This window comes from Enterobacter mori, from assembly GCF_025244905.1.
In the GTDB taxonomy this organism is placed as follows: domain Bacteria; phylum Pseudomonadota; class Gammaproteobacteria; order Enterobacterales; family Enterobacteriaceae; genus Enterobacter; species Enterobacter mori_A.
Map to the genome: position 1 here is coordinate 829,034 of NZ_CP104285.1, position 24,736 is coordinate 853,769.

At 53.5% G+C, this 24,736-nt stretch carries 22 protein-coding genes; 18 read left to right on the forward strand and 4 right to left on the reverse strand.

Annotated features, from left to right (window positions below):
- The first annotated feature begins 46 nt into the window (after positions 1-46).
- The 3 genes from dgt (at position 47) to cdaR (ending at position 4,434) form a co-directional block, all read left to right on the forward strand.
- Positions 47-1,561 (forward strand): dGTPase, encoded by a 1,515-nt coding sequence (dgt, locus tag N2K86_RS03895; RefSeq protein WP_260660545.1) that lies wholly within the window; start codon positions 47-49, stop codon positions 1,559-1,561.
- 132 nt (positions 1,562-1,693) lie between these two features.
- The gene (gene degP / locus N2K86_RS03900; protein ID WP_010426743.1) at positions 1,694-3,130 is read left to right on the forward strand and encodes a serine endoprotease DegP; all 1,437 of its coding nucleotides are present in this window, start codon (positions 1,694-1,696) and stop codon (positions 3,128-3,130) included.
- A gap of 146 nt (positions 3,131-3,276) precedes the next feature.
- A complete protein-coding gene (gene cdaR / locus N2K86_RS03905) occupies positions 3,277-4,434 on the forward strand; it encodes a DNA-binding transcriptional regulator CdaR (protein ID WP_260660546.1) in 1,158 nt (385 codons plus the stop codon).
- Positions 4,435-4,539: 105 nt separating this feature from the next.
- Here cdaR and N2K86_RS03910 read toward each other — a convergent pair whose 3' ends face one another.
- The 4 genes from N2K86_RS03910 to map form a co-directional block, all read right to left on the reverse strand.
- The gene (locus N2K86_RS03910) at positions 4,540-4,929 is read right to left on the reverse strand and encodes a DUF3461 family protein (RefSeq protein ID WP_010426739.1); all 390 of its coding nucleotides are present in this window, start codon (positions 4,927-4,929) and stop codon (positions 4,540-4,542) included.
- Between the two features lie 111 nt (positions 4,930-5,040).
- Positions 5,041-5,865: a 2,3,4,5-tetrahydropyridine-2,6-dicarboxylate N-succinyltransferase gene (dapD, locus tag N2K86_RS03915; RefSeq protein WP_010426737.1), complete on the reverse strand. Its 825-nt coding sequence runs from the start codon at positions 5,863-5,865 to the stop codon at positions 5,041-5,043.
- A gap of 32 nt (positions 5,866-5,897) precedes the next feature.
- Entirely contained in the window at positions 5,898-8,573 is a 2,676-nt protein-coding gene (gene glnD / locus N2K86_RS03920; protein ID WP_260660547.1) for a bifunctional uridylyltransferase/uridylyl-removing protein GlnD, read from the reverse strand.
- A gap of 62 nt (positions 8,574-8,635) precedes the next feature.
- The gene (map, locus tag N2K86_RS03925) at positions 8,636-9,430 is read right to left on the reverse strand and encodes a type I methionyl aminopeptidase (RefSeq protein ID WP_260660548.1); all 795 of its coding nucleotides are present in this window, start codon (positions 9,428-9,430) and stop codon (positions 8,636-8,638) included.
- Positions 9,431-9,751: 321 nt separating this feature from the next.
- Between map and rpsB the strand changes: the two genes are divergently transcribed.
- From rpsB to rnhB, 15 genes are all read left to right on the forward strand, one after another.
- A complete protein-coding gene (rpsB, locus tag N2K86_RS03930; RefSeq protein ID WP_003856207.1) occupies positions 9,752-10,477 on the forward strand; it encodes a 30S ribosomal protein S2 in 726 nt (241 codons plus the stop codon).
- A 117-nt stretch (positions 10,478-10,594) separates the two neighbouring features.
- Positions 10,595-11,446 carry a translation elongation factor Ts gene (gene tsf / locus N2K86_RS03935; protein WP_028015579.1) on the forward strand — a complete coding sequence of 284 codons (852 nt, stop codon included), beginning with the start codon at positions 10,595-10,597 and terminating at the stop codon, positions 11,444-11,446.
- Positions 11,447-11,596: 150 nt separating this feature from the next.
- Positions 11,597-12,322, forward strand: a complete 726-nt coding sequence (gene pyrH, locus N2K86_RS03940) for a UMP kinase (protein WP_006173609.1) — start codon at positions 11,597-11,599, stop codon at positions 12,320-12,322.
- Between the two features lie 167 nt (positions 12,323-12,489).
- Entirely contained in the window at positions 12,490-13,047 is a 558-nt protein-coding gene (frr, locus tag N2K86_RS03945; protein ID WP_006173607.1) for a ribosome recycling factor, read from the forward strand.
- A 95-nt stretch (positions 13,048-13,142) separates the two neighbouring features.
- Entirely contained in the window at positions 13,143-14,342 is a 1,200-nt protein-coding gene (gene ispC / locus N2K86_RS03950; protein WP_260660549.1) for a 1-deoxy-D-xylulose-5-phosphate reductoisomerase, read from the forward strand.
- A 186-nt stretch (positions 14,343-14,528) separates the two neighbouring features.
- Positions 14,529-15,287, forward strand: coding sequence for a (2E,6E)-farnesyl-diphosphate-specific ditrans,polycis-undecaprenyl-diphosphate synthase (ispU, locus tag N2K86_RS03955; protein ID WP_089599138.1), 759 nt, complete (start codon positions 14,529-14,531; stop codon positions 15,285-15,287).
- Positions 15,288-15,299: 12 nt separating this feature from the next.
- The gene (gene cdsA, locus N2K86_RS03960; protein WP_260660550.1) at positions 15,300-16,157 is read left to right on the forward strand and encodes a phosphatidate cytidylyltransferase; all 858 of its coding nucleotides are present in this window, start codon (positions 15,300-15,302) and stop codon (positions 16,155-16,157) included.
- A gap of 11 nt (positions 16,158-16,168) precedes the next feature.
- The gene (rseP, locus tag N2K86_RS03965; RefSeq protein ID WP_042719072.1) at positions 16,169-17,521 is read left to right on the forward strand and encodes a sigma E protease regulator RseP; all 1,353 of its coding nucleotides are present in this window, start codon (positions 16,169-16,171) and stop codon (positions 17,519-17,521) included.
- Positions 17,522-17,552: 31 nt separating this feature from the next.
- Positions 17,553-19,970: an outer membrane protein assembly factor BamA gene (gene bamA / locus N2K86_RS03970; RefSeq protein ID WP_260660551.1), complete on the forward strand. Its 2,418-nt coding sequence runs from the start codon at positions 17,553-17,555 to the stop codon at positions 19,968-19,970.
- 122 nt (positions 19,971-20,092) lie between these two features.
- The gene (gene skp, locus N2K86_RS03975) at positions 20,093-20,587 is read left to right on the forward strand and encodes a molecular chaperone Skp (RefSeq protein WP_119938444.1); all 495 of its coding nucleotides are present in this window, start codon (positions 20,093-20,095) and stop codon (positions 20,585-20,587) included.
- A 3-nt stretch (positions 20,588-20,590) separates the two neighbouring features.
- The gene (gene lpxD, locus N2K86_RS03980) at positions 20,591-21,616 is read left to right on the forward strand and encodes a UDP-3-O-(3-hydroxymyristoyl)glucosamine N-acyltransferase (protein WP_126545048.1); all 1,026 of its coding nucleotides are present in this window, start codon (positions 20,591-20,593) and stop codon (positions 21,614-21,616) included.
- A 103-nt stretch (positions 21,617-21,719) separates the two neighbouring features.
- Positions 21,720-22,175, forward strand: a complete 456-nt coding sequence (gene fabZ, locus N2K86_RS03985) for a 3-hydroxyacyl-ACP dehydratase FabZ (protein WP_010426706.1) — start codon at positions 21,720-21,722, stop codon at positions 22,173-22,175.
- 3 nt (positions 22,176-22,178) lie between these two features.
- Entirely contained in the window at positions 22,179-22,967 is a 789-nt protein-coding gene (gene lpxA, locus N2K86_RS03990) for an acyl-ACP--UDP-N-acetylglucosamine O-acyltransferase (RefSeq protein WP_260660552.1), read from the forward strand.
- Complete coding sequence (gene lpxB, locus N2K86_RS03995; RefSeq protein WP_260660553.1) at positions 22,967-24,115, forward strand: lipid-A-disaccharide synthase; 1,149 nt, start codon at positions 22,967-22,969, stop codon at positions 24,113-24,115. Before lpxA ends, lpxB begins: the two co-directional genes overlap by 1 nt.
- Complete coding sequence (gene rnhB / locus N2K86_RS04000; RefSeq protein ID WP_010426699.1) at positions 24,112-24,708, forward strand: ribonuclease HII; 597 nt, start codon at positions 24,112-24,114, stop codon at positions 24,706-24,708. Before lpxB ends, rnhB begins: the two co-directional genes overlap by 4 nt.
- The last annotated feature ends 28 nt before the right edge of the window (positions 24,709-24,736 follow it).

Here is a 24,736-nt window from a genome sequence, read left to right on the forward strand (position 1 = left end):
TCTATCATGCGGTTAAGGGGAAACGCATTCTCACGCGGGGGAGCACATGGCACCAATCGATTTTCGCACCAAAATTAACTGGCACCGACGTTTCCGCTCGCCGCAGGGCGAAAAGAGCGAACATGAGATCCTGCGCATCTTCGAGAGCGATCGCGGGAGGATCATCAACTCGCCCGCTATCCGGCGCTTGCAGCAAAAGACCCAGGTGTTCCCGCTGGAGCGTAACGCCGCGGTGCGTACGCGCTTAACCCACTCCATGGAAGTGCAGCAGGTTGGGCGCTACATTGCCAAAGAGATTTTGAGCCGCCTGAAAGAGCAACGGCTACTGGAAACTTATGGTCTGGATGAACTGACCGGGCCGTTTGAAAGCATCGTTGAGATGGCCTGCCTGATGCATGACATCGGCAACCCGCCCTTTGGGCATTTCGGCGAGGCGGCGATCAACGACTGGTTTAAGCAGCGTCTATTCCCTTTGGACGCGAAAAGCCAGCCGCTGAGCGACGATCGCTGCGTGGTAAGGGATTTACGCCTGCGTGAGGGTGAAGAGGGCCTTAACGATCTGCGTCGCAAAGTCCGTCAGGATCTCTGCCATTTTGAAGGTAACGCGCAAGGGATCCGCCTGGTGCACTCCCTGATGCGCATGAACCTGACGTGGGCGCAGGTGGGCTGCATACTCAAATACACGCGCCCGGCCTGGTGGATGGGAGAAACGCCTGCCACGCATAGCTACCTGATGAAAAAGCCGGGCTACTATCTTTCCGAAGAGGCCTATATTGAACGGCTGCGTAAAGAACTTTCATTAACGCCAAAGGGGCGTTTCCCATTGACGTGGATTATGGAAGCCGCCGATGACATTTCCTATTGCGTGGCCGACCTTGAAGACGCCGTTGAGAAAAGAATATTCAGCGTCGAGGAGCTTTATCAGCATCTTTATAATGCCTGGGGTAAACATGAAAAAGGGTCGCTGTTTTCTCAGGTCGTCGAAAATGCCTGGGAAAAATCGCGCTCGAATTCCCTCAGCCGCAGTACGGAAGATCAGTTCTTTATGTATTTGCGGGTCAATACATTAAATAAGCTGGTGCCTTACGCGGCGTCGCGCTTTATTGATAATTTGCCGCTGATTTTCAGCGGGGAATTCAATCACGCACTGCTGGAAGATGACAGCAGTTTCAGTCAACTCCTTGAGCTTTATAAACATGTGGCGATGCGCCATGTGTTCAGCCATCCGGACGTGGAGCAGTTAGAGCTGCAGGGATACCGGGTGATCAGTGGGTTACTGGAAATTTATTCTCCTTTGCTTCACTTATCGGTCGATGAATTCAGCGAGCTGGTGGAACACGAGCGCGTGCGGCGAATACCTATCGAATCCCGGCTTTACCAGAAACTTTCTACGCGTCATCGTCTGGCGTATGTCGAAGCGATGGGTAAGCTGGAGCGCCACTCTCCTGAATGGCCGGTAATGGAATATTATTATCGCTGTCGCCTTATCCAGGACTATATCAGCGGCATGACAGATCTGTATGCCTGGGATGAATACCGCAAGCTCATGGCCGTGGAATAAGCGCTGAGTTTTGTAAAGACGACCAATAAATTTTTACTTTTTCCATAAACTTAATCCCGGAACTAAGCGGTATAAAACGAATCTGAGTTACACAGCAATTTTGCGTTATCAGGTAAATCGAGATTGAGAAACATGAAAAAAACCACATTAGCAATGAGTGCACTGGCTCTGAGTTTAGGTTTAGCGCTGTCTCCTCTGACTGCTACCGCAGCCGAGACCGCGTCGTCAGCAGCAACCGCGCAGCAGATGCCAAGCCTGGCACCGATGCTCGAAAAAGTGATGCCATCGGTGGTGAGTATTAACGTTGAGGGCAGCACGACCGTCAATACGCCGCGTATGCCGCGTAACTTCCAGCAGTTCTTCGGCGACAACTCGCCGTTCTGCCAGGACGGTTCGCCATTCCAGAGTTCCCCGTTCTGTCAGGGCGGTGGTGCAGGAGATGACAGTCAGGGCGGCGGCCAGCAGCAGAAATTCATGGCGCTTGGCTCGGGTGTCATCATTGACGCCGCAAAAGGCTACGTGGTGACGAACAACCACGTTGTGGATAACGCCAGCACCATTAAAGTTCAACTGAGCGACGGCCGTAAATTCGATGCCAAAGTGGTGGGTAAAGATCCGCGCTCCGACATCGCGCTGATCCAGATCCAGGATCCGAAAAACCTGACGGCGATTAAGCTTGCCGATTCCGACGCGCTGCGCGTGGGTGACTACACCGTGGCAATCGGTAACCCGTTTGGTCTGGGCGAAACCGTGACTTCGGGGATCGTCTCTGCGCTGGGTCGTAGCGGCCTGAACGCGGAAAACTACGAAAACTTCATCCAGACGGATGCGGCGATCAACCGCGGTAACTCCGGCGGTGCGCTGGTGAATCTGAACGGTGAACTGATCGGTATCAACACCGCCATTCTGGCACCGGACGGCGGCAACATTGGTATCGGCTTTGCTATCCCAAGCAACATGGTGAAAAACCTGACCGCGCAGATGGTGCAGTATGGTCAGGTGAAACGCGGCGAACTGGGCATTCTCGGGACTGAGCTGAACTCCGAGCTGGCGAAAGCGATGAAGGTTGACGCCCAGCGCGGGGCATTCGTCAGCCAGGTGATGCCGAATTCCTCCGCGGCGAAAGCGGGCATTAAAGCGGGGGATGTGATCACCTCCCTGAACGGTAAACCGATCAGCAGCTTTGCCGCCCTGCGCGCCGAAGTGGGTTCCATGCCGATTGGCAGCAAAGTGACCCTCGGTCTGCTGCGTGACGGTAAGCCGGTTAACGTGAGCCTGGAGCTGCAGCAGAGCAGCCAGAATCAGGTAGATTCCAGCACCATCTTCAGCGGGATTGAAGGTGCCGAGATGAGCAATAAAGGCGCAGACAAAGGCGTGGTGGTGAACAACGTGAAAGCGAATTCACCGGCAGCCCGTATCGGCCTGAAAAAAGGTGATGTGATCATGGGCGCTAACCAGCAGCCGGTGAAAAACATCGCTGAACTGCGCAAAATTCTCGACAGCAAGCCTTCCGTGCTGGCGCTGAATATCCAGCGTGGTGATACCTCTCTTTATCTGCTGATGCAGTAATCCACTTAAGCCCCTGTTCGCAGGGGCTTTCTCGTTTCTGTGACGCTTACCACAACTCCATACTTCTCCCTCTCTCTTTGTGCATTCGCACAATGCGGCCGTCGCTGAACTTCCCTATGCTTGAGCTCTGCTCAAAGGAGGGTTACATGGCTGGCTGGCATCTTGATACCAAAATGGCGCAGGATATCGTGGCGCGCACTATGCGCATCATTGATACCAATATCAACGTAATGGATGCCCGTGGGCGCATTATCGGTAGCGGCGATCGCGAGCGTATTGGGGAATTGCACGAAGGTGCACTGCTGGTGCTCTCCCAGGGCCGCGTGGTAGATATCGACGATGCGGTAGCAAAACATCTGCACGGCGTACGTCAGGGCATCAATTTACCGCTGCGCCTTGAAGGGGAAATTGTCGGCGTTATCGGTCTGACCGGCGAGCCGGAGTCGCTGCGTAAATACGGCGAGCTGGTCTGTATGACGGCGGAGATGATGCTGGAGCAGTCGCGCCTGATGCACCTTCTCGCCCAGGACAGCCGCCTGCGCGAAGAGCTGGTCATGAACCTTATACAGGCGGATGAGCATACGCCTGCACTCAGCGAATGGGCGCAGCGGTTGGGGATCGATCTGAACCAGCCGCGCGTGGTGGCGGTGATTGAGGTTGATAGCGGCCAGCTTGGCGTGGACAGTGCCATGGCAGAGCTGCAGCAGCTGCAAAACGCGCTGGCGACGCCGGAACGCAATAACCTGGTGGCGATTGTGTCTCTGACTGAAATGGTGGTGCTTAAACCCGCACTCAATCAGTTTGGCCGCTGGGATGCAGAAGACCATCGACGCCGTGTGGAGCTGCTGATTGCACGCATGCAGGAGAACGGCCAGCTGCGCTTTCGCGTTGCGCTGGGCAATTACTTTACCGGGCCGGGCAGTATCGCCCGTTCCTGGCGGACCGCACGCACCACCATGATGGTGGGTAAACAGCGTATGCCGGAAAGCCGCAGTTATTTCTATCAGGATTTGATGCTTCCGGTGCTGCTCGACAGCCTGCGCGGTGGGTGGCAGGCCAATGAGCTGGCGCGACCATTAGCGCGCCTGAAAGCCATGGACAACAACGGCTTGCTGCGCCGCACATTGCAGGCCTGGTTCCGTCACAACGTGCAGCCGCTGGCGACCTCGAAGGCGCTGTTTATTCACCGCAATACCCTGGAGTATCGGCTCAACCGCATTTCGGAGCTGACGGGGCTGGATCTGGGAAATTTTGACGACAGGCTACTGCTGTATGTGGCGCTGCAGCTGGACGAACAGAGATGATGTGGTTTTGCCGGGTGGCGGCTTCGCCTTACCCGGCCTACATGCTGGTTTTCTCCCTCTCCCTGTGGGAGAGGGCGGGGTGAGGGCATCAGGCCGCACCGTTAATTACTTATTACGAGTAAGCTTCTCAAGATCTGCTTCAATCTCGCTGATCTTATTCGTTACAACGCTTTCAAGGTGACGCAGATCGTCAAGGATCTTACGCTTGAGATCGACTTCGGTGCGGTCGCGCTGGCAGATCTGATCGAGTTCATCGATCACATAGCGCAGGTTCGGGCTGATTTCCTGTACTTCTTTGTAACCCTGACCGATGCCGTCAGCCACCACGGTTTTGCGCTGGCGTGGATATTTAAACTTCACGCTTTTGGCGAAAAACTCACCTTTGTCCTTGTGAAAATAGATTTTAAGAATATCGTTATTGGCTTCCTGACGGAGGCTGTAACGATCAATTTCATCAGGATTGGTAATGCCCAGACTTTTCAGATTATCGTACATAGCGGTACCCTTGATCTCAACATAACCTTTGAATAATTAACGAAAAAATCTATTTTCGCCACCCTCAGATACAAAAAAAGCGGGGTTGCCCCCGCTTTTTGTTATACCCGATTAATCGATGGTGCGCAGCAACTCGTTGATGCCCACTTTACCGCGGGTTTTCGCATCCACTTTCTTCACGATAACCGCGCAGTACAGGCTGTATTTACCGTCTTTAGACGGCAGGTTGCCGGAAACCACCACAGAACCCGCTGGAACGCGACCGTAGTGAACTTCACCGGTCTCGCGGTCATAAATACGGGTGCTCTGGCCGATGTAAACGCCCATGGAGATCACGGAGCCTTCTTCCACGATCACGCCTTCAACCACTTCGGAACGTGCACCGATGAAGCAGTTATCTTCGATGATGGTTGGGTTAGCCTGCAGTGGCTCCAGTACGCCACCGATGCCGACGCCACCGGACAGGTGAACGTTTTTACCGATCTGCGCGCAGGAACCGACTGTCGCCCAGGTATCCACCATAGAGCCTTCGTCAACGTAAGCACCGATGTTTACGTAAGATGGCATCAGCACGGTATTGCGCGCGATGAACGCGCCCTGACGCACTGCCGCAGGTGGTACCACGCGGAAGCCTTCTTTCTGGAAGCGCGCTTCGTCGTAGTCAGCGAATTTCATTGGCACTTTATCGAAGTAGCGGCTTTCTGCTCCGTCGATAACCTGGTTATCGTTGATACGGAAAGAGAGCAGCACGGCTTTCTTCAGCCATTGATGAGTGACCCACTGACCGTCGATTTTTTCTGCCACGCGTAATGCGCCGGAATCCAGCAGGGAAATAACCTGGTTTACCGCTTCACGGGTCACGGTATCCACATTTGCCGGAGTGATCTCGGCGCGACGCTCAAAAGCGGACTCAATAACGTTCTGTAACTGCTGCATTGTTTACTCTTTCCATTTCACTAAAAAACACGTCACCCTTTATCGTTTGGATTGAGGGCTGCTGTCAACCGTTGTTGCACTTCAAGCTGCAGGTCATTATTAAGGGCACGCCGGTCCGCTGTCGCGATTATAAATAAATCTTCTACTCGCTCGCCAATCGTTGTAATTCGGGCTCCGTGAAGCGAAATTCCCAGATCGGCAAAAACCTGGCCTACGCGGGCAAGCAGCCCTGGCTGGTCGAGCGCGATCAGCTCAAGAAACGATTTACGGTCGGTGTGGGTCGGCAGGAAATTGACCTCGGTATCGACGGTAAAATGACGCAATTTTGCAGGCTGGCGACGCGGCTGCGGCGGCTGCCAGCTGCGCTGGGTAATGGCCTGCTCCAGACCAAAACGAATCCCTTCATGCCTGTCCGACGACAGCGGGCTGCCGTCCGGCTCCAGTACAATAAAGGTGTCCATTGCCATGCCGTCGCGGGTGGTGAAAATTTGCGCGTCGTGAACGCTCAGATTACGCCTGTCCAGTTCGGCGCAGACGGCGGCAAACAGATAGGGTCGGTCCGGGCTCCAGATGAAGATCTCCGTGCCCCCGCGCGTGGCCTGTGGGCTGAGCAGGATCATCGGCTTCGACAAATCGTGCTTCAGCAGATGCCGCGCGTGCCAGGCGAGCTGGTTTGGGCTGTGGCGTACAAAGTAGTTAGCGCGACAGCGCGCCCAGATCTGATGCAGCGCCTCTTCATCAATATTATCCATCCGCAGCAGCGCCAGCGCCTGCAGCTGATGGTGGCGCACGCGCTCGCGCATGTCCGGGGTGTTTTGCATACCACGACGCAGCTGTTTTTCGGTAGCGAAGTACAGCTCGCGCAGCAGGCTCTGCTTCCAGCTGTTCCACAGGGTTTCGTTGGTGGCGCAGATATCCGCCACCGTCAGGCAGACCAGATAGCGCAGGCGGTTTTCCGTTTGCACCTCTTCGGCGAATTGCTTAATGACTTCAGGATCCTGAATGTCACGACGCTGTGCGGTGACCGACATCAGCAGGTGATGACGGACCAGCCAGGCCACCAGCTGCGTTTCGCGTGAGTTCAGCCCGTGCAGCTCTGCAAATTTCAGCACGTCCTGCGCCCCCAGCACCGAGTGGTCGCCGCCGCGACCTTTGGCGATATCGTGAAACAGGGCGGCGATCAGGATCAGTTCAGGATGGGAGAGGCGTGGCCACAGTTCAACGCACAGCGGATGCCGGGATCGCGTCTCTTCTTTCGCAAAGCTTTCCAGCTTGAGCATGACGCGGATCGTGTGTTCATCCACCGTGTAAGCGTGGAAAAGATCGAACTGCATCTGACCGACAATGTGCGACCACTGGGGCATATACGCCCACAGTACGCTGTGGCGGTGCATTGGCAGCAGGCCGCGGCTGACGGCGCCCGGGTGGCGGAGCATGCTCAGGAACAGGGCGCGCGCTTCCGGGATATAGCACAAAGGCTGCGTCAGGTGGCGGCGCGCATGGCGCAGATGACGCAGGGTGGTGGAGTAGATCCCGGTGATCGTGCTGTTGCGCACCATGGTATAGAACATCCGCAGGATCGCTTCCGGCTCGCGGATGAACAGCGTTTCGTCGCGCAGATCGATAAGCGTCCCGCGCAGCTGGAACTCATCATCAATCGGGCGCGGTTTCTCGTCTGCCGTCAGGGCCAGAATGGCCTCGTCGAACAGCTGTAACAGCATCTGGTTCAGCTCGGTCACCCGGCGGGTGACGCGGAAGAAATCCTTCATCATGTGCTCAACCGGCTCGTTGCCTTCGCCCTGATAATTCAGGCGCTGAGCCACGCTGAGCTGGCGGTCAAACAGCAGGCGGTTATCGTAGCGGGTGACTTCCAGATGCAGGGCAAACCGGATGCGCCACAGCAGGTGCAGGCACTCGTTGAGCTCGTTACGCTCGGCCTCGGTTAAGAAGCCGAAGCCGACCATCTCATCCATTGACGTCGCGCCAAAGTGGCGACGGGCGACCCACTGCAGGGTGTGGATGTCGCGCAGGCCGCCGGGGCTGCTTTTAATATCGGGTTCAAGATTATAGCTGGTGCCGTGGTAGCGCTGGTGGCGCTGGTTTTGCTCTTCGACCTTCGCGGCGAAGAACTTTTCTGATGGCCAGAAGCCGTCGCTGAAGATGTGTTTTTGCAGCTCCAGAAACAGCGCGACGTCACCAATCAGCAGGCGGGTTTCAATCAGGTTGGTGGCGACGGTCAGGTCAGATAACCCTTCCAGCAGACACTCTTCCAGGGTGCGCACGCTGTGGCCCACTTCCAGCTTCACGTCCCAGAGCAGGGTCAACAATTCGCCAATTTTTTGCGCCTGTTCGTCCGGCAGCTTTTTGCGGCTTAAGATCAGCAGGTCGATATCGGAAAGCGGATGCAGTTCACCGCGACCATAGCCCCCTACGGCAACCAGCGCCACGTCGCTAATCTGCCCGAAGCCGTAATCGATCCACAGGCGTTGCAGCAGTTGGTCGATAAATTCGGTGCGCGCTTCAATGAGCTGTTCGGCTGAAATACCTGCGTCAAAGGCGCTTCCCAGCCAGCGCTGAAAGACGTCCATATGTGCTTTGATATCGGCACACTTCAGCTCGTGCGGAGGCCAGACGCCAGGGTTGTCGGGCTGGTCGGGGAGGGTGGGAAGAGCTGTGTTAGCATACTGTTCGGGTAAAAGATTACTCATCGTGCGCCACCCATAAGAAAAAGCTATCGCCATTAAAAAAGCCGGCATTTGCCGGCTTCTTCTTACTCAATGTTCGTTAATATCGCCGGGATGGTGTCATCCTTGCGCAACGTCATAATTTCGCAGCCGTTGTCTGTTACCACAATAGTATGCTCGTACTGTGCAGACAAGCTTCTGTCTTTGGTTTTCACCGTCCAGCCATCTTTCATGGTGCGGATGCGGTAATCGCCAGAGTTGACCATAGGCTCAATAGTGAAGGTCATGCCTTTCTGCAGCACCACGCCGCCGTCATCCGCATCGTAGTGTAGAACCTGCGGCTCTTCGTGGAAGACGCGACCAATGCCGTGCCCGCAGTATTCGCGCACCACGGAGAAACCTTCCGCTTCCACGAACTTCTGGATAGCCGCACCGATAGTGCGCAGACGGATGCCTGGTTTCACCATCTTCAGTGCCAGGTAGAGGCTCTCTTGCGTCACTTTACACAGGCGCTCGCCGAGAATGGTCGGTTTGCCTACGATGAACATCTTAGAGGTATCGCCGTGGTATTCGTCTTTAATGACGGTCACGTCGATGTTAACGATGTCGCCATCTTTCAGCAGTTTTGCGTCGTCCGGAATACCGTGACAAACCACTTCATTTATAGAGATGCACACGGACTTCGGAAAGCCGTGGTAGCCGAGGCAGGCGGAGACCGCGTGCTGCTCGTTGACGATGTAGTCATTACAAATGCGGTCCAGCTCGCCGGTACTGACGCCCGGCTTCACGAACGGCGCGATCATTTCCAGCACTTCAGCGGCCAGACGACCGGCGACGCGCATCTTTTCAATTTCTTCAGGAGTCTTAATAGAGATAGCCATGTAATCTGTCCATCGGTGTCGATTTTTTCGACAATACTAGTTCAAGTACCGTCAATGGTAACAGTCTGGCGCACCCACTGCCAAATTGAGAATCATTAACAGCACACACCGCCAACAATTATTGGTTTCTGGCCGTGTTTTATGGTATAAAGCGCGCCGGACTTCCGATCCATTTCAGATACACAGGCTGGACGGAAGCGACAAATCTCACTTTGTGTAACAACACACACGTATCGGCACATATTCCGGGGTGCCCTTAGGGGTCGGTAATATGGGATACGTGGAGGCATAACCCCAACTTTTACTATAGAGGTTTTAAACATGGCAACTGTTTCCATGCGCGACATGCTCAAGGCTGGTGTTCACTTTGGTCACCAGACCCGTTACTGGAACCCGAAAATGAAGCCTTTCATCTTCGGCGCACGTAACAAAGTTCACATCATCAACCTTGAGAAAACTGTACCAATGTTCAACGAAGCCCTGGCTGAGCTGAACAAGATCTCTTCCCGTAAAGGTAAGATTCTGTTCGTTGGTACTAAACGCGCTGCAAGCGAAGCTGTGAAAGATGCTGCTAACAGCTGCGACCAGTTCTTCGTGAACCATCGCTGGTTGGGCGGCATGCTGACCAACTGGAAAACTGTTCGTCAGTCCATCAAACGCCTGAAAGATCTGGAAACCCAGTCTCAGGACGGTACTTTCGATAAGCTGACTAAGAAAGAAGCGCTGATGCGTACTCGTGAACTGGACAAGCTGGAAAACAGCCTGGGCGGTATCAAAGATATGGGCGGCCTGCCAGACGCGCTGTTCGTAATCGATGCAGACCACGAGCACATCGCAATCAAAGAAGCTAACAACCTGGGTATCCCGGTATTCGCTATCGTTGATACCAACTCCGATCCGGACGGTGTTGACTTCGTTATCCCGGGTAACGACGACGCAATCCGTGCTGTTAGCCTGTACCTGAGCGCTGTAGCTGCTACCGTTCGTGAAGGCCGTTCCCAGGATCTGGCTTCTCAGGCGGAAGAAAGCTTCGTAGAAGCTGAATAATAAGGTTTTACCCCTTATTAGTACCGTGTATGAATAGGGGCCAATTATCGGCCCCTTTTTTCAATTTATACTGTTTGGCTTATGGCCGGGCAGTTCACATCTCCCGAGGATTTAAGAATGGCTGAAATTACCGCATCCCTGGTAAAAGAGCTGCGCGAGCGTACTGGCGCAGGCATGATGGATTGCAAAAAAGCGCTGACTGAAGCGAACGGCGACATTGAGCTGGCAATCGAAAACATGCGTAAATCCGGTGCGATCAAAGCAGCTAAGAAAGCAGGCAACGTTGCTGCTGACGGCGTGATCATCACTAAAATCGACGGCACCTACGGCATCATTCTGGAAGTTAACTGCCAGACTGACTTCGTTGCTAAAGATGGCGGTTTCCAGGCATTTGCGAACAAAGTACTGGACGCAGCTGTAGCGGGCAAAATCACTGACGTTGAAGTTCTGAAAGCACAGTTCGAAGAAGAACGTGTTGCGCTGGTTGCTAAAATCGGTGAGAACATCAACATCCGTCGCGTATCTTCCCTGGAAGGCGAAGTACTGGGCTCTTACCAGCACGGCGCACGTATCGGTGTTCTGGTTGCGGCTAAAGGCGCTGACGAAGAGCTGGTTAAACAGCTGGCAATGCACATCGCTGCTAGCAAGCCAGAATTCGTTAAGCCAGAAGACGTGTCTGCTGAAGTGGTAGAGAAAGAGTACCAGGTTCAGCTGGACATCGCGATGCAGTCTGGTAAGCCTAAAGAAATCGCAGAGAAAATGGTTGAAGGCCGCATGAAGAAATTCACCGGCGAAGTTTCTCTGACTGGCCAGCCTTTCGTTATGGATCCAAGCAAGTCTGTTGCTCAGCTGCTGAAAGAGCACAACGCTGACGTAACTGGCTTCATCCGCTTCGAAGTGGGCGAAGGCATCGAGAAAGTTGAGACTGACTTCGCAGCAGAAGTTGCTGCAATGTCCAAGCAGTCTTAATGATTGAAAAGGAGCCGCCTGAGGGCGGCTTCTTTTTGTCACCCGTCATACAAAATCAGACAGGTTACTGTATCCCTGCGCTGGTTTGCGGCATAACATGTCGCCAGAATTAACCCCCATCTTAATCGTTGACAGTCTCAGGAAAGAAACATGGCTACCAATGCAAAACCCGTGTACAAACGCATTCTGCTTAAGCTGAGTGGCGAAGCGCTGCAGGGAACGGAAGGCTTCGGTATTGACGCAAGCATCCTTGACCGCATGGCACAGGAAATCAAAGAACTGGTCGAACTGGGTATTCAGGTTGGCGTGGTTATTGGCGGTGGCAACCTTTTCCGTGGTGCTGGTCTGGCGAAAGCGGGGATGAACCGCGTTGTTGGCGACCACATGGGTATGCTGGCAACGGTGATGAATGGCCTGGCAATGCGTGATGCGCTCCATCGCGCCTATGTGAACGCCCGCCTGATGTCCGCTATTCCCCTGAACGGCGTGTGCGATAACTACAGCTGGGCAGAAGCCATCAGCCTGCTGCGTAACAACCGCGTGGTGATCCTCTCCGCCGGTACGGGTAACCCGTTCTTTACCACCGATTCCGCTGCCTGCCTGCGCGGTATCGAAATCGAAGCCGATGTGGTGCTGAAAGCGACCAAAGTGGATGGCGTGTTTACTGCCGATCCGGCAAAAGATCCGTCTGCGACTATGTACGATCAGCTGAGCTACAGCGAAGTGCTGGATAAAGAGCTGAAAGTCATGGATCTTGCCGCCTTCACGCTGGCTCGTGACCACAAACTGCCGATCCGTGTCTTCAACATGAACAAGCCGGGCGCACTGCGCCGTGTTGTAATGGGCGAAAAAGAAGGCACTTTGATCACGGAATAATTTCCGTCGGCGATAAATACAGGTAAGATTCCGCTTTACTTTGTAGTGGTATCTTACCCGGACGCGCCTTTGGCGTTGTCATGAATTAAACGCGACTATACTTAGCACACCTGTAGCGCTGTGCTGGCGGTTAGTCTGCCTGAGACAAGTTTTCAAGGATCCGTAACGTGATTAACGACATCAGAAAAGATGCTGAAGTACGCATGGATAAATGCGTAGAAGCGTTCAAAAACCAAATCAGCAAAATCCGTACTGGCCGTGCTTCTCCAAGCCTGCTGGATGGCATCATCGTAGAATACTACGGTACGCCCACTCCACTGCGTCAGCTGGCAAGCGTTACCGTAGAAGATACCCGTACGCTGAAAATCAACGTATTCGATCGTTCAATGAGCCCGGCTATTGAGAAAGCGATCATGGCGTCTGACCTCGGTTTGAACCCAAGCTCTGCGGGTGCTGACATTCGCGTTCCGCTGCCTGCGCTGACCGAAGAACGTCGTAAAGACCTGATCAAAGTGGTGCGCGGTGAAGCTGAGCAAGGTCGTGTTTCCGTACGTAACGTACGTCGCGACGCGAACGATAAAGTAAAAGCGCTGCTGAAAGAAAAAGAGATCAGTGAAGATGATGACCGTCGTTCCCAGGATGACGTGCAGAAGATGACTGACGCGGCTATCAAGAAAATTGATGCGGCGCTGGCAGATAAAGAAGCGGAACTGATGCAGTTCTGATTTCTGTCGTACACTGATAAACGCCGTTCAGGGGACGTTGTGTCTTACTGGCGGCGTTTTGCTTTTATCTGGTCTAACTTTTTTCCGGGCATCTCATGAAGCATTTAACACTCCTTGGCTCAACCGGCTCTATCGGTTGCAGCACTCTTGACGTGGTTCGCCATAATCCTGAAAGCTACACCGTGACCGCCCTTGTGGCTGGTAAAAATGTGCAGCGCATGGTGGAGCAGTGTCTGGAGTTTACGCCCCGCTTTGCGGTGATGGATGACGAGGAGAGTGCTCGCCAGGTGAAAGCGCTGCTGCAGGAAAAGGGCAGTCGTACTGAGGTGCTCAGTGGTCAGCGGGCGGCATGCGAGATGGCTGCGCTGGATGAGGTCGATCAGGTGATGGCCGCGATCGTTGGGGCGGCTGGGCTTCTGCCGACGCTTGCCGCTATTGATGCCGGTAAAGATGTCCTGCTGGCGAATAAAGAGTCGCTGGTGACCTGCGGACGCCTGTTTATGGAGGCGGTCAAACAGAGCGGGGCGCGTCTTTTACCGGTTGATAGCGAACACAACGCCATTTTTCAGAGTTTGCCGCAACCTTTTCAACAGAACCTGGGGTACGCTGACCTGGAGCAGAATGGCGTTGTGTCGATTCTGCTCACCGGGTCTGGTGGCCCGTTCCGTGAAACGCCACTGTCTGAACTGAGCGCAATGACGCCGGATCAGGCGTGCCGTCATCCGAACTGGTCGATGGGTCGTAAGATCTCCGTCGATTCAGCCACCATGATGAATAAAGGTCTGGAATACATTGAAGCGCGCTGGCTGTTTAATGCGTCAGCGAAACAGATGGAAGTGCTGATCCACCCGCAATCGGTGATTCACTCTATGGTGCGCTATCAGGATGGCAGCGTGCTTGCTCAGTTGGGCGAACCGGATATGCGCACGCCTATCGCTCACGCGATGGCGTGGCCAAACCGCGTGACATCCGGGGCAAAACCGCTCGATTTCTGCAAGCTGAGTTCACTGACCTTTAGCGAGCCTGATTACGACCGTTACCCGTGCCTGAAGCTCGCGATGACGGCCTTTGACCAGGGGCAGGCGGCGACGACGGCACTGAATGCAGCGAATGAAGTGACCGTTGAGGCATTTCTGAATCAGCAGATCCGCTTTACCGATATCGCAGCAATGAATCTTTCAGTGCTTGAATTGATGGATTTGTGCGAACCACAAAGCGTGGAAGAGGTGCTGGCGGTCGATGCAGAGGCTCGCATTGTTGCACGTAAACAGGTGACACGTCCCGCAAGCTGGTGATAAAGCAGCCACTAGTCGTCGTGCTATTTGTTAGCGTTGTGCTTCAGTGATATAGTCTGCGCCACCTGATCGCAGGTATTTGACTTTATGTGGTCAGGTAAGCCGTGGTTTGACACGGCTTTTTTATGTATAGGCTTCAGTATTCCTGTGTACCGCTAAATCCTTTTCAGGGACTAAAAACGCGTTATGTTGTCTGCGAATCAACCAATGAGCGAAAACTTGCCAGCGCATGGCTGTCGTCATGTAGCAATCATCATGGATGGCAACGGCCGCTGGGCGAAAAGACAAGGGAAGATACGAGCCTTTGGGCATAAAGCGGGGGCGAAGTCCGTTCGCCGCGCCGTTTCTTTTGCCGCCAATAACGGCATTGATGCGTTAACGCTCTATGCTTTTAGCAGTGAGAACTGGAATCGACCACCGCAGGAAGTGACTGCGTTGATGGAACTGTTTGTGTGGGCGCTCGATAGCGAAGTAAAAAGCCTGCACCGCCACAACGTCCGCCTGCGTATTATTGGCGAAACCAGTCGTTTTAACTCACGTTTGCAGGAACGGATTCGCAAAGCAGAAGCGCTGACGGAAAACAATACCGGCCTGACGCTCAATATCGCGGCGAATTACGGCGGACGCTGGGATATTATTCAGGGCGTTCGGCATCTTGCCGAGCAGGTTCAGGAAGGGCTATTGAGACCCGACCAAATTGATGAAGAGGCGCTCAGTCGGCAAATCTGCATGAATGAACTGGCGCCTGTGGATTTGGTAATAAGGACAGGGGGGGAACACCGTATAAGTAACTTTTTGCTTTGGCAAATCGCCTACGCCGAACTTTACTTTACTGATGTTCTTTGGCCCGATTTTGATGAACAAGACTTTGAAGGTGCGCTGCATGCCTTTGCCAATCGAGAGCGTCGTTTCGGCGGCACCGAGCCTGGCGGCGACAAAGCCTGATGGGGGTAGCTTTTGCTGAAGTATCGCCTGATTTCCGCTTTTGTATTAATACCCATTGTCATTGCGGCGCTGTTTTTACTGCCCCCAGTGGGATTCGCGATCGTTACGCTGGTGGTGTGCATGCTTGCCGCCTGGGAATGGGGACAGTTTAGCGGCTTTACCTCGCGCGCACAGCGGGTATGGCTGGCGGTGCTTTGTGGCTTTATTCTGGCCCTGATGATGTTCACGTTGCCTGAATATCATCACGATATTCACCAACCGCTGGTTGTCGGCTCCTTATGGATATCGCTGGCATGGTGGCTTGCTGCGCTTGTGTTGGTGTTTTTTTATCCAGGCTCTGCGGCGCTGTGGCGAAATTCTAAAGTGTTGCGCCTTATTTTTGGTCTGCTCACAATTGTTCCATTTTTCTGGGGTATGGTCGCGCTGCGCGCCTGGCACTATGACGAAAACCACTACAGCGGTGCCATCTGGCTGCTTTATGTGATGATTCTCGTCTGGGGGGCTGACTCTGGAGCCTATATGTTTGGTAAACTGTTCGGCAAACATAAACTGGCGCCGAAGGTTTCCCCGGGTAAAACCTGGCAAGGATTCATTGGTGGCCTGTTTACGGCGGCGATCATCTCATGGGGTTATGGCCTCTGGGCGAATCTGGAGGTTGCACCGTCAACATTGCTGGTGTGCTCAATTTTCGCTGCGCTGGCCTCGGTGCTGGGTGATCTCACCGAAAGTATGTTCAAGCGTGAAGCAGGGATTAAAGATAGCGGTCACTTGATTCCAGGCCATGGCGGGATACTGGATCGTATTGACAGCCTGACGGCGGCTGTTCCAGTGTTTGCTTGCTTGCTTTTACTGGTATTCGGGACGATTTAACGGAAGGTTTTATGCTGAGCATTCTCTGGAATCTGGCGGCGTTCATTGTTGCACTAGGTGTGCTGATTACCGTGCATGAATTTGGCCATTTCTGGGTTGCTCGACGCTGTGGCGTGCGGGTGGAGAGATTCTCCATCGGGTTTGGTAAATCGCTCTGGAAGCGTACCGATCGCCATGGCACCGAGTTTGTCATCGCCCTTATTCCGCTGGGTGGCTATGTCAAAATGCTCGACGAGCGCGTCGAGCCTGTCGCGCCAGAACTGAGGCACAGCGCGTTTAACAACAAAACCGTTGGGCAACGTGCTGCCATCATTGCTGCCGGTCCGGTAGCCAATTTCATCTTTGCTATCTTCGCTTACTGGCTGGTGTTTATCATCGGTGTCCCTGGCGTGCGTCCGGTTGTCGGTGAAATTGCCCCAGGCTCTATTGCGGCGAGTGGGCAAATTGCACCTGGGATGGAACTTAAAGCGATTGATGGCATCGAAACCCCTGATTGGGATGCCGTGCGATTGCAGCTGGTTGCGAAAATTGGTGATGAGAAGACGACTGTTAGCGTGTCGCCTTTTGGATCAGACCAGCGGCAGGAAAAAGTGCTGGATTTACGCCACTGGAGTTTCGAACCCGACAAAGAAGATCCCGTTTCCGCTTTGGGGATTCGGCCGCGCAGCGCGCAAATCGAACCGGTATTAGCCGAAGTACAGGCTAACTCCGCAGCGAGTAAAGCGGGTTTGCAAGCGGGCGACAGGATCGTTAAAGTCGATGGTCAACCATTAACACAATGGATGACCTTTGTTACTCTGGTACGCGATAATCCGGGTACATCGCTCGCGCTGGAAGTGGAAAGACAGGGGAGTCCGCTCTCACTGACGCTGATTCCGGATACCAAATCGAGCAGCGGAAAGGCAGAAGGGTTTGCAGGCGTTGTGCCGAAAGTGATCCCACTGCCAGATGAGTACAAGACAATACGCCAGTATGGGCCGTTCAGCGCCATCCTTGAAGCCACGGATAAAACATGGCAACTGATGAAGCTAACGGTAAACATGTTGGGGAAATTGATAACCGGTGATGTGAAACTGAACAACCTCAGTGGGCCTATTTCGATTGCTCAGGGGGCTGGGATGTCAGCGGAGTTCGGGGTGATTTACTATCTCATGTTTCTCGCGCTCATTAGCGTGAACCTCGGGATAATCAACCTGTTCCCGCTTCCCGTATTAGACGGGGGCCATCTGCTGTTTTTAGCCATTGAAAAGCTAAAAGGCGGACCGGTATCCGAGCGAGTTCAAGACTTTAGTTATCGCATTGGCTCGATTTTGCTGGTGCTGTTAATGGGGCTTGCACTTTTCAATGATTTCTCTCGGTTGTAAGAGAGTTAGTTAGGAAGAACGCATAATAACGATGGCGATGAAAAAGTTGCTCATAGCGTCGCTGCTGTTTAGCAGCGCCACCGTATACGGTGCTGACGGGTTCGTAGTGAAAGATATTCATTTCGAAGGCCTTCAGCGTGTCGCCGTTGGTGCGGCCCTCCTCAGTATGCCTGTGCGCCCCGGCGATACGGTTAATGATGATGATATCAGTAACACCATCCGCGCTCTGTTTGCCACTGGCAACTTTGAGGACGTCCGCGTCCTGCGCGATGGTGATACGTTGCTGGTTCAGGTAAAAGAACGTCCAACGATCGCCAGTATCACCTTCTCCGGCAACAAGTCGGTGAAGGATGACATGCTCAAGCAAAACCTTGAAGCATCCGGTGTTCGTGTGGGAGAATCCCTGGACCGTACAACCCTTGCAGACATTGAAAAAGGTCTGGAAGACTTCTATTACAGCGTCGGTAAATACAGTGCCAGCGTGAAAGCTGTGGTGACGCCGCTGCCGCGTAACCGTGTTGACCTGAAACTGGTCTTCCAGGAAGGTGTTTCTGCGAAGATCCAGCAGATCAACATCGTCGGCAACCACGCGTTCAGCACCGACGAGCTGATCTCAACGTTCCAGCTGCGTGACGAAGTGCCATGGTGGAACGTGGTGGGCGATCGTAAATACCAGAAACAGAAACTGGCTGGCGACCTTGAAACCCTGCGCAGCTATTATCTGGATCGCGGTTATGCCCGTTTCAACATTGATTCCACTCAGGTCAGTCTGACTCCGGACAAGAAAGGGATCTACATTACGGTTAACATCACAGAAGGCGATCAGTACAAGCTTTCTGGCGTTGAAGTAAGTGGAAACCTGGCGGGGCATTCTGCTGAAATTGAGTCGCTGACCAAAATTCAGCCGGGCGATCTGTACAGCGGGTCTAAAGTGACCAAAATGGAAGACAGCATTAAAAAGCTGCTCGGCCGCTATGGTTACGCTTATCCGCGCGTACAAACTCAGCCTGAAATCAACGACGCAGAGAAAACCGTTAAGCTGCACGTGAACGTTGATGCGGGTAACCGTTTCTACGTGCGTAAGATCCGCTTCGAAGGTAACGATACATCTAAAGATTCTGTTCTGCGCCGTGAAATGCGCCAGATGGAAGGGGCGTGGTTGGGTAGTGACCTGGTTGACCAGGGTAAAGAGCGTCTGAATCGTCTGGGTTACTTCGAGACGGTTGATACTGATACCCAGCGTGTACCAGGCAGTCCGGATCAGGTTGATGTCGTCTATAAAGTAAAAGAGCGCAATACCGGTAGCTTCAACTTCGGTGTGGGCTACGGTACTGAAAGCGGTGTGAGCTTCCAGGTCGGTGTTCAGCAGGATAACTGGCTGGGCACCGGGTACTCTGTTGGTATCAACGGTACCAAAAACGACTACCAGACCTACTCTGAGTTTTCCGTCACAAACCCATACTTCACCGTTGACGGTGTGAGCCTGGGTGGTCGTATCTTCTATAACGACTTTAAAGCAGACGACGCAGATCTGTCCTCCTACACCAACAAGAGTTACGGTGTAGACGGTACGCTCGGCTTCCCGGTGAACGAATACAACACCCTGCGTGCAGGCTTAGGTTATGTGCATAACGACCTGTCCAACATGCAGCCGCAGGTGGCGATGTGGCGTTATCTGGATTCCATTGGCCAGTCGGCAAGTACGTCCAGCGATGACAACGGTTTCGCTGCGGATGACTTCACCTTCAACTATGGCTGGACGTATAACCGCCTTGACCGTGGCTACTTCCCTACGGAAGGTTCTCGCGTCAACCTGAACGGTAAAGTGACCATTCCTGGCTCTGATAACGAGTTCTACAAGTTGACGCTGGATACGGCGTCTTACTTCCCAATTGATGATGACCATAAATGGGTTGTCCTGGGTCGTACTCGTTGGGGTTACGGTGACGGGATTGGCAGTAAAGAGCTGCCGTTCTATGAGAACTTCTACGCTGGTGGCTCAAGCACCGTGCGTGGCTTCCAGTCCAATAACATTGGTCCGAAAGCGGTTTATTACGGCGGTAATGACGAAGATAACTGCGCAAGCCGTGATCCTAAGCAAGTATGTAGCTCTGATGATGCAGTAGGCGGTAACGCTATGGCCGTGGCGAGCCTTGAGTTCATTACGCCTACGCCGTTTATCAGCGACAAGTACGCGAACTCTGTCCGTACCTCCTTCTTTATGGATGCGGGTACGGTGTGGGATACCAACTGGGAGAATACCGCCCAGATGCGTGCGGCAGGTGTTCCAGACTACAGCGATCCGGGCAACATTCGCATGTCCGCGGGTATCGCATTACAATGGATGTCACCGCTGGGGCCGTTGGTCTTCTCTTACGCCCAGCCGTTTAAGAAATACGATGGAGACAAAGCGGAGCAATTCCAGTTTAACATTGGTAAAACCTGGTAATAATTCGCTGCAAAGGAATGCGTTGGCAGTGTAGCGCTGACAACTGGCGATCGGTAACACGATCGCCTTGCCACGCAAAGAACGGTACCTTCAGGTGCCAATGGGATGGTAAGGAGTTAATTGTGAAAAAGTGGTTATTAGCTGCAGGTCTCGGTTTAGCGATGGCAACTTCTGCTCAGGCAGCGGACAAAATCGCAATCGTCAACATGGGTAATTTGTTCCAGCAAGTTGCACAGAAAACGGGCGTGTCTGCAACGCTGGAGAACGAATTCAAAGGCCGTGCTGGCGAACTGCAACGTATGGAAGGCGACCTCCAGACTAAAATGCAGCGTCTGCAGCGCGATGGTTCTACCATGAAAGCAAGCGATCGCAGCAAGCTGGAAAAAGACGTAATGGCTCAGCGCCAGACCTTCTCCCAGAAAGCGCAGGCTTTCGAGCAGGATCGTCAGCGTCGTTCTAACGAAGAGCGCGGTAAACTGGTTACTCGCATTCAGTCTGCAGTTAAAGCTGTTGCTGCCGATCAGAGCATCGATCTGGTTGTTGATGCGAATGCCGTTGCTTTCAACAGCAGCGATGTTAAAGACATCACCGCTGATGTGCTGAAACAGGTTAAATAAGTAATGCCTTCAATTCGACTGGCTGATTTAGCTCAGCAGTTGGATGCAGAATTACACGGTGATGGCGATATCGTCATCACCGCTGTTGCGTCCATGCAATCTGCTAAAGCTGGCAACATCACTTTCATGGTAAGTCCTAAGTACCGTGAACACCTGGCTCAATGCCAGGCGTCTGCCGTTGTTCTGACGCAGGACGACCTTCCGTTTGCCACAGGCGCTGCTCTGGTAGTGAAAAATCCCTACCTGACGTATGCACGCATGGCCCAAATTCTTGATACCACGCCGCAGCCGGCGCAGAACATTGCGGCTAGCGCCTCAATTGATCCGACGGCTCAGCTGGGTAACAACGTTGCAGTTGGCGCAAACGCTGTCATTGAATCCGGCGTTGTGCTGGGTGACAACGTGGTGATTGGCCCGGGCTGCTTTGTTGGTAAAAATACGAAGATTGGTGCAGGGTCCCGCTTGTGGGCCAATGTATCTGTCTACCACGAGGTTGAGATTGGCGAAAATTGCCTCATTCAATCCAGCACAGTGATTGGTTCTGACGGTTTCGGTTACGCCAACGATCGGGGTAACTGGGTTAAGATCCCACAGTTGGGTCGCGTGATTATCGGCGATCGTGTTGAGATCGGTGCCTGTACCACTATTGACCGCGGTGCGCTTGACGATACCATTATTGGCAATGGTGTTATCATTGATAACCAGTGCCAGATTGCACATAACGTTGTGATTGGCGACAATACCGCAGTTGCGGGCGGCGTGATCATGGCAGGCAGCCTGAAAATTGGCCGTTATTGCATGATTGGCGGTGCCAGCGTGATCAACGGCCATATGGAAATATGCGACAAAGTGACGGTGACAGGTATGGGCATGGTTATGCGTCCTATCACTGAACCTGGCGTCTATTCCTCAGGCATTCCGCTGCAACCGAACAAGGTCTGGCGTAAAACAGCTGCTCTGGTGATGAATATTGATGATATGAGCAAGCGTCTCAAAGCGATTGAGCGCAAAATCGATCAACAAGACTAAGCGTTCATCCGTTTAACGCTAATTTTCCCGGCCTGTCGGCTTTTTTATAAACCGGCAGGCCGTGTTATTATTGCTACTTAGTACATTTGACAGGAAGAGTATTTTGACTACTGACACTCATACTCTGCATATTGAAGAGATTTTAGAACTTCTGCCGCACCGCTACCCGTTTTTGCTGGTAGACCGTGTGCTGGATTTTGAAGAAGGTCGTTTTCTGCGCGCAGTGAAAAATGTCTCCGTTAACGAGCCATTCTTCCAGGGACACTTCCCTGGTAAGCCGATCTTCCCGGGTGTGTTGATCCTGGAAGCGATGGCACAGGCAACCGGTATTCTGGCGTTTAAAAGCGTAGGTAAACTGGAGCCGGGTGAACTCTATTACTTCGCAGGCATCGATGAAGCGCGCTTTAAGCGTCCAGTCGTGCCTGGTGATCAGATGATCATGGAAGTCACTTTTGAAAAAACGCGTCGCGGCCTGACTCGCTTCAAAGGCGTAGCTCTGGTTGACGGCAAAGTTGTTTGCGAAGCGACGATGATGTGTGCTCGTAGCCGGGAGTCCTGATACGTGATTGATAAATCTGCCTTTATTCATCCTACTGCCATTGTGGAAACCGGTGCCATCGTTGGTGCTAACGTCCACATTGGCCCGTTCTGTATTGTTGGACCCCATGTCGAAATTGGTGAGGGTACAGTACTGAAGTCTCACGTTGTGGTAAATGGTCACACGACCATTGGCTGCAATAACGAGATTTATCAGTTCGCTTCCATCGGTGAAGTTAACCAGGATCTGAAATATGCTGGTGAATCGACCCGTCTGGAAATTGGCGATCGTAACCGTATTCGCGAAAGCGTCACCATTCATCGTGGAACAGTACAGGGTGGTGGGTTGACGAAGGTAGGTAGCGACAACCTGTTTATGGTTAATGCGCATATCGCGCACGACTGTACCGTGGGTGACCGCTGTATTCTCGCCAACAACGCAACGCTGGCAGGACACGTATCGGTTGATGATTTCGCAATTATCGGTGGCATGACCGCAGTTCATCAGTTCTGCATCATTGGTGCACACGTGATGGTCGGCGGCTGCTCTGGTGTGGCGCAAGACGTCCCACCTTACGTTATTGCGCAGGGTAACCATGCCACGCCATTTGGCGTGAACATCGAAGGCCTTAAGCGTCGTGGTTTTAGCCGCGAAGCGATTACAGCCATCCGCAACGCGTACAAACTGCTGTACCGTAGCGGTAAAACGCTGGAAGAGGCGAAGCCGGAAATTGCCGAGCTGGCGAATAAGCATCCGGAAGTGAACGCGTTCATGGAGTTCTTTGACCGTTCAACAAGGGGTCTGATTCGTTAATGGTCGACAGTCGTCCGCTTACGATAGCCCTGGTCGCCGGAGAAACCTCCGGCGATATTCTTGGTGAAGGTCTTATCCGTGCGCTTAAGGCGCGTGTACCCAATGCTCGCTTTGTCGGCGTTGCTGGCCCGCTGATGCAGGCCGAAGGCTGTGAAGCCTGGTACGAAATGGAAGAGCTGGCCGTGATGGGTATCGTTGAGGTGCTGGGACGGCTGCGCCGTTTGCTGCACATTCGTGCCGATCTCACCCGCCGCTTTACCGAACTCAAACCCGATGTGTTTGTCGGTATCGATGCGCCTGATTTCAATATTACCCTCGAAGGGAATCTGAAAAAGCAGGGTATTAAAACCATTCACTACGTTAGTCCGTCCGTCTGGGCGTGGCGACAGAAACGCGTTTTCAAAATCGGACGGTCCACCCACCTGGTGCTGGCTTTCCTGCCTTTCGAAAAAGCGTTTTACGACAGATTTAATGTTCCGTGCCGTTTTATTGGTCATACCATGGCGGATGCAATGCCGTTGGATCCGGATAAAAACGCGGCGCGCGACGTGCTGGGCATTCCCCATGATGTGCACTGTCTGGCCTTGCTGCCGGGCAGCCGTGGCGCAGAAGTGGAGATGCTGAGCGCTGATTTCCTCAAAACAGCGCAAATTCTTCGCCAGACCTGGCCCGACCTTGAAGTGGTTGTTCCGCTGGTGAATGCCAAACGCCGCGAGCAGTTTGAGCGCATCAAAGCGGAAGTCGCCCCGGATCTTCACGTCCGTCTTCTGGACGGAAAAGGACGGGAAGCGATGTATGCGAGCGATGCCGCGCTGCTGGCCTCCGGCACAGCGGCGCTGGAGTGTATGCTGGCGAAATGCCCGATGGTGGTCGGTTATCGCATGAAGCCGTTTACCTTCTGGCTGGCAAAACGTCTGGTGAAAACGGATTATGTCTCCCTGCCAAACCTGCTTGCCGGTCGCGAGCTGGTGAAAGAGCTGTTGCAGGATGAGTGTCAGCCGCGGCTGCTTGCCGATGCACTGCTGCCGCTGCTGGCAAACGGCAAGACCAGCCACCAGATGCACGATACCTTCCGTGAACTGCATCAGCTGATCCGCTGTAATGCTGATGAGCAAGCGGCTGATGCGGTGCTGGAGCTAGCAAAATGATGGAGTTTGTTTATCCTCACACCCACCTTGTGGCGGGCGTGGACGAAGTAGGACGCGGCCCGTTGGTAGGCGCAGTGGTCACTGCTGCGGTGATCCTCGATCCTGCTCGTCCGATTATCGGGCTGAACGACTCAAAAAAATTGTCTGAAAAACGCAGGCTGGCGTTGTTTAGTGAGATTCAGGAGAAGGCGCTGGCCTGGAGCCTGGGGCGCGCTGAACCGCATGAAATAGACGAGCTGAATATTTTGCATGCCACGATGCTGGCGATGCAGCGTGCGGTCGCGGGTTTGAAAATTTCTCCTGAATATGTCCTGATTGACGGCAACCGCTGTCCGGCATTGCCCATGCCTTCAATGGCAGTTGTCAAAGGCGATAGCCGGGTCGCAGAAATTAGCGCAGCATCTATTATTGCCAAAGTGACGCGCGACGCTGAAATGGCCGCGCTGGACCTCACTTACCCGCAGTATGGTTTCGCCCAGCATAAGGGGTATCCCACACCTTTCCATCTGGAGAGGCTGGCTGAACATGGCGCAACTGAACACCATCGTCGCAGCTTTGGCCCGGTGAAACGCGCGCTGGGGCGGGTGTCCTGAATCAATACGCAAGCAATTAAGTAACGCG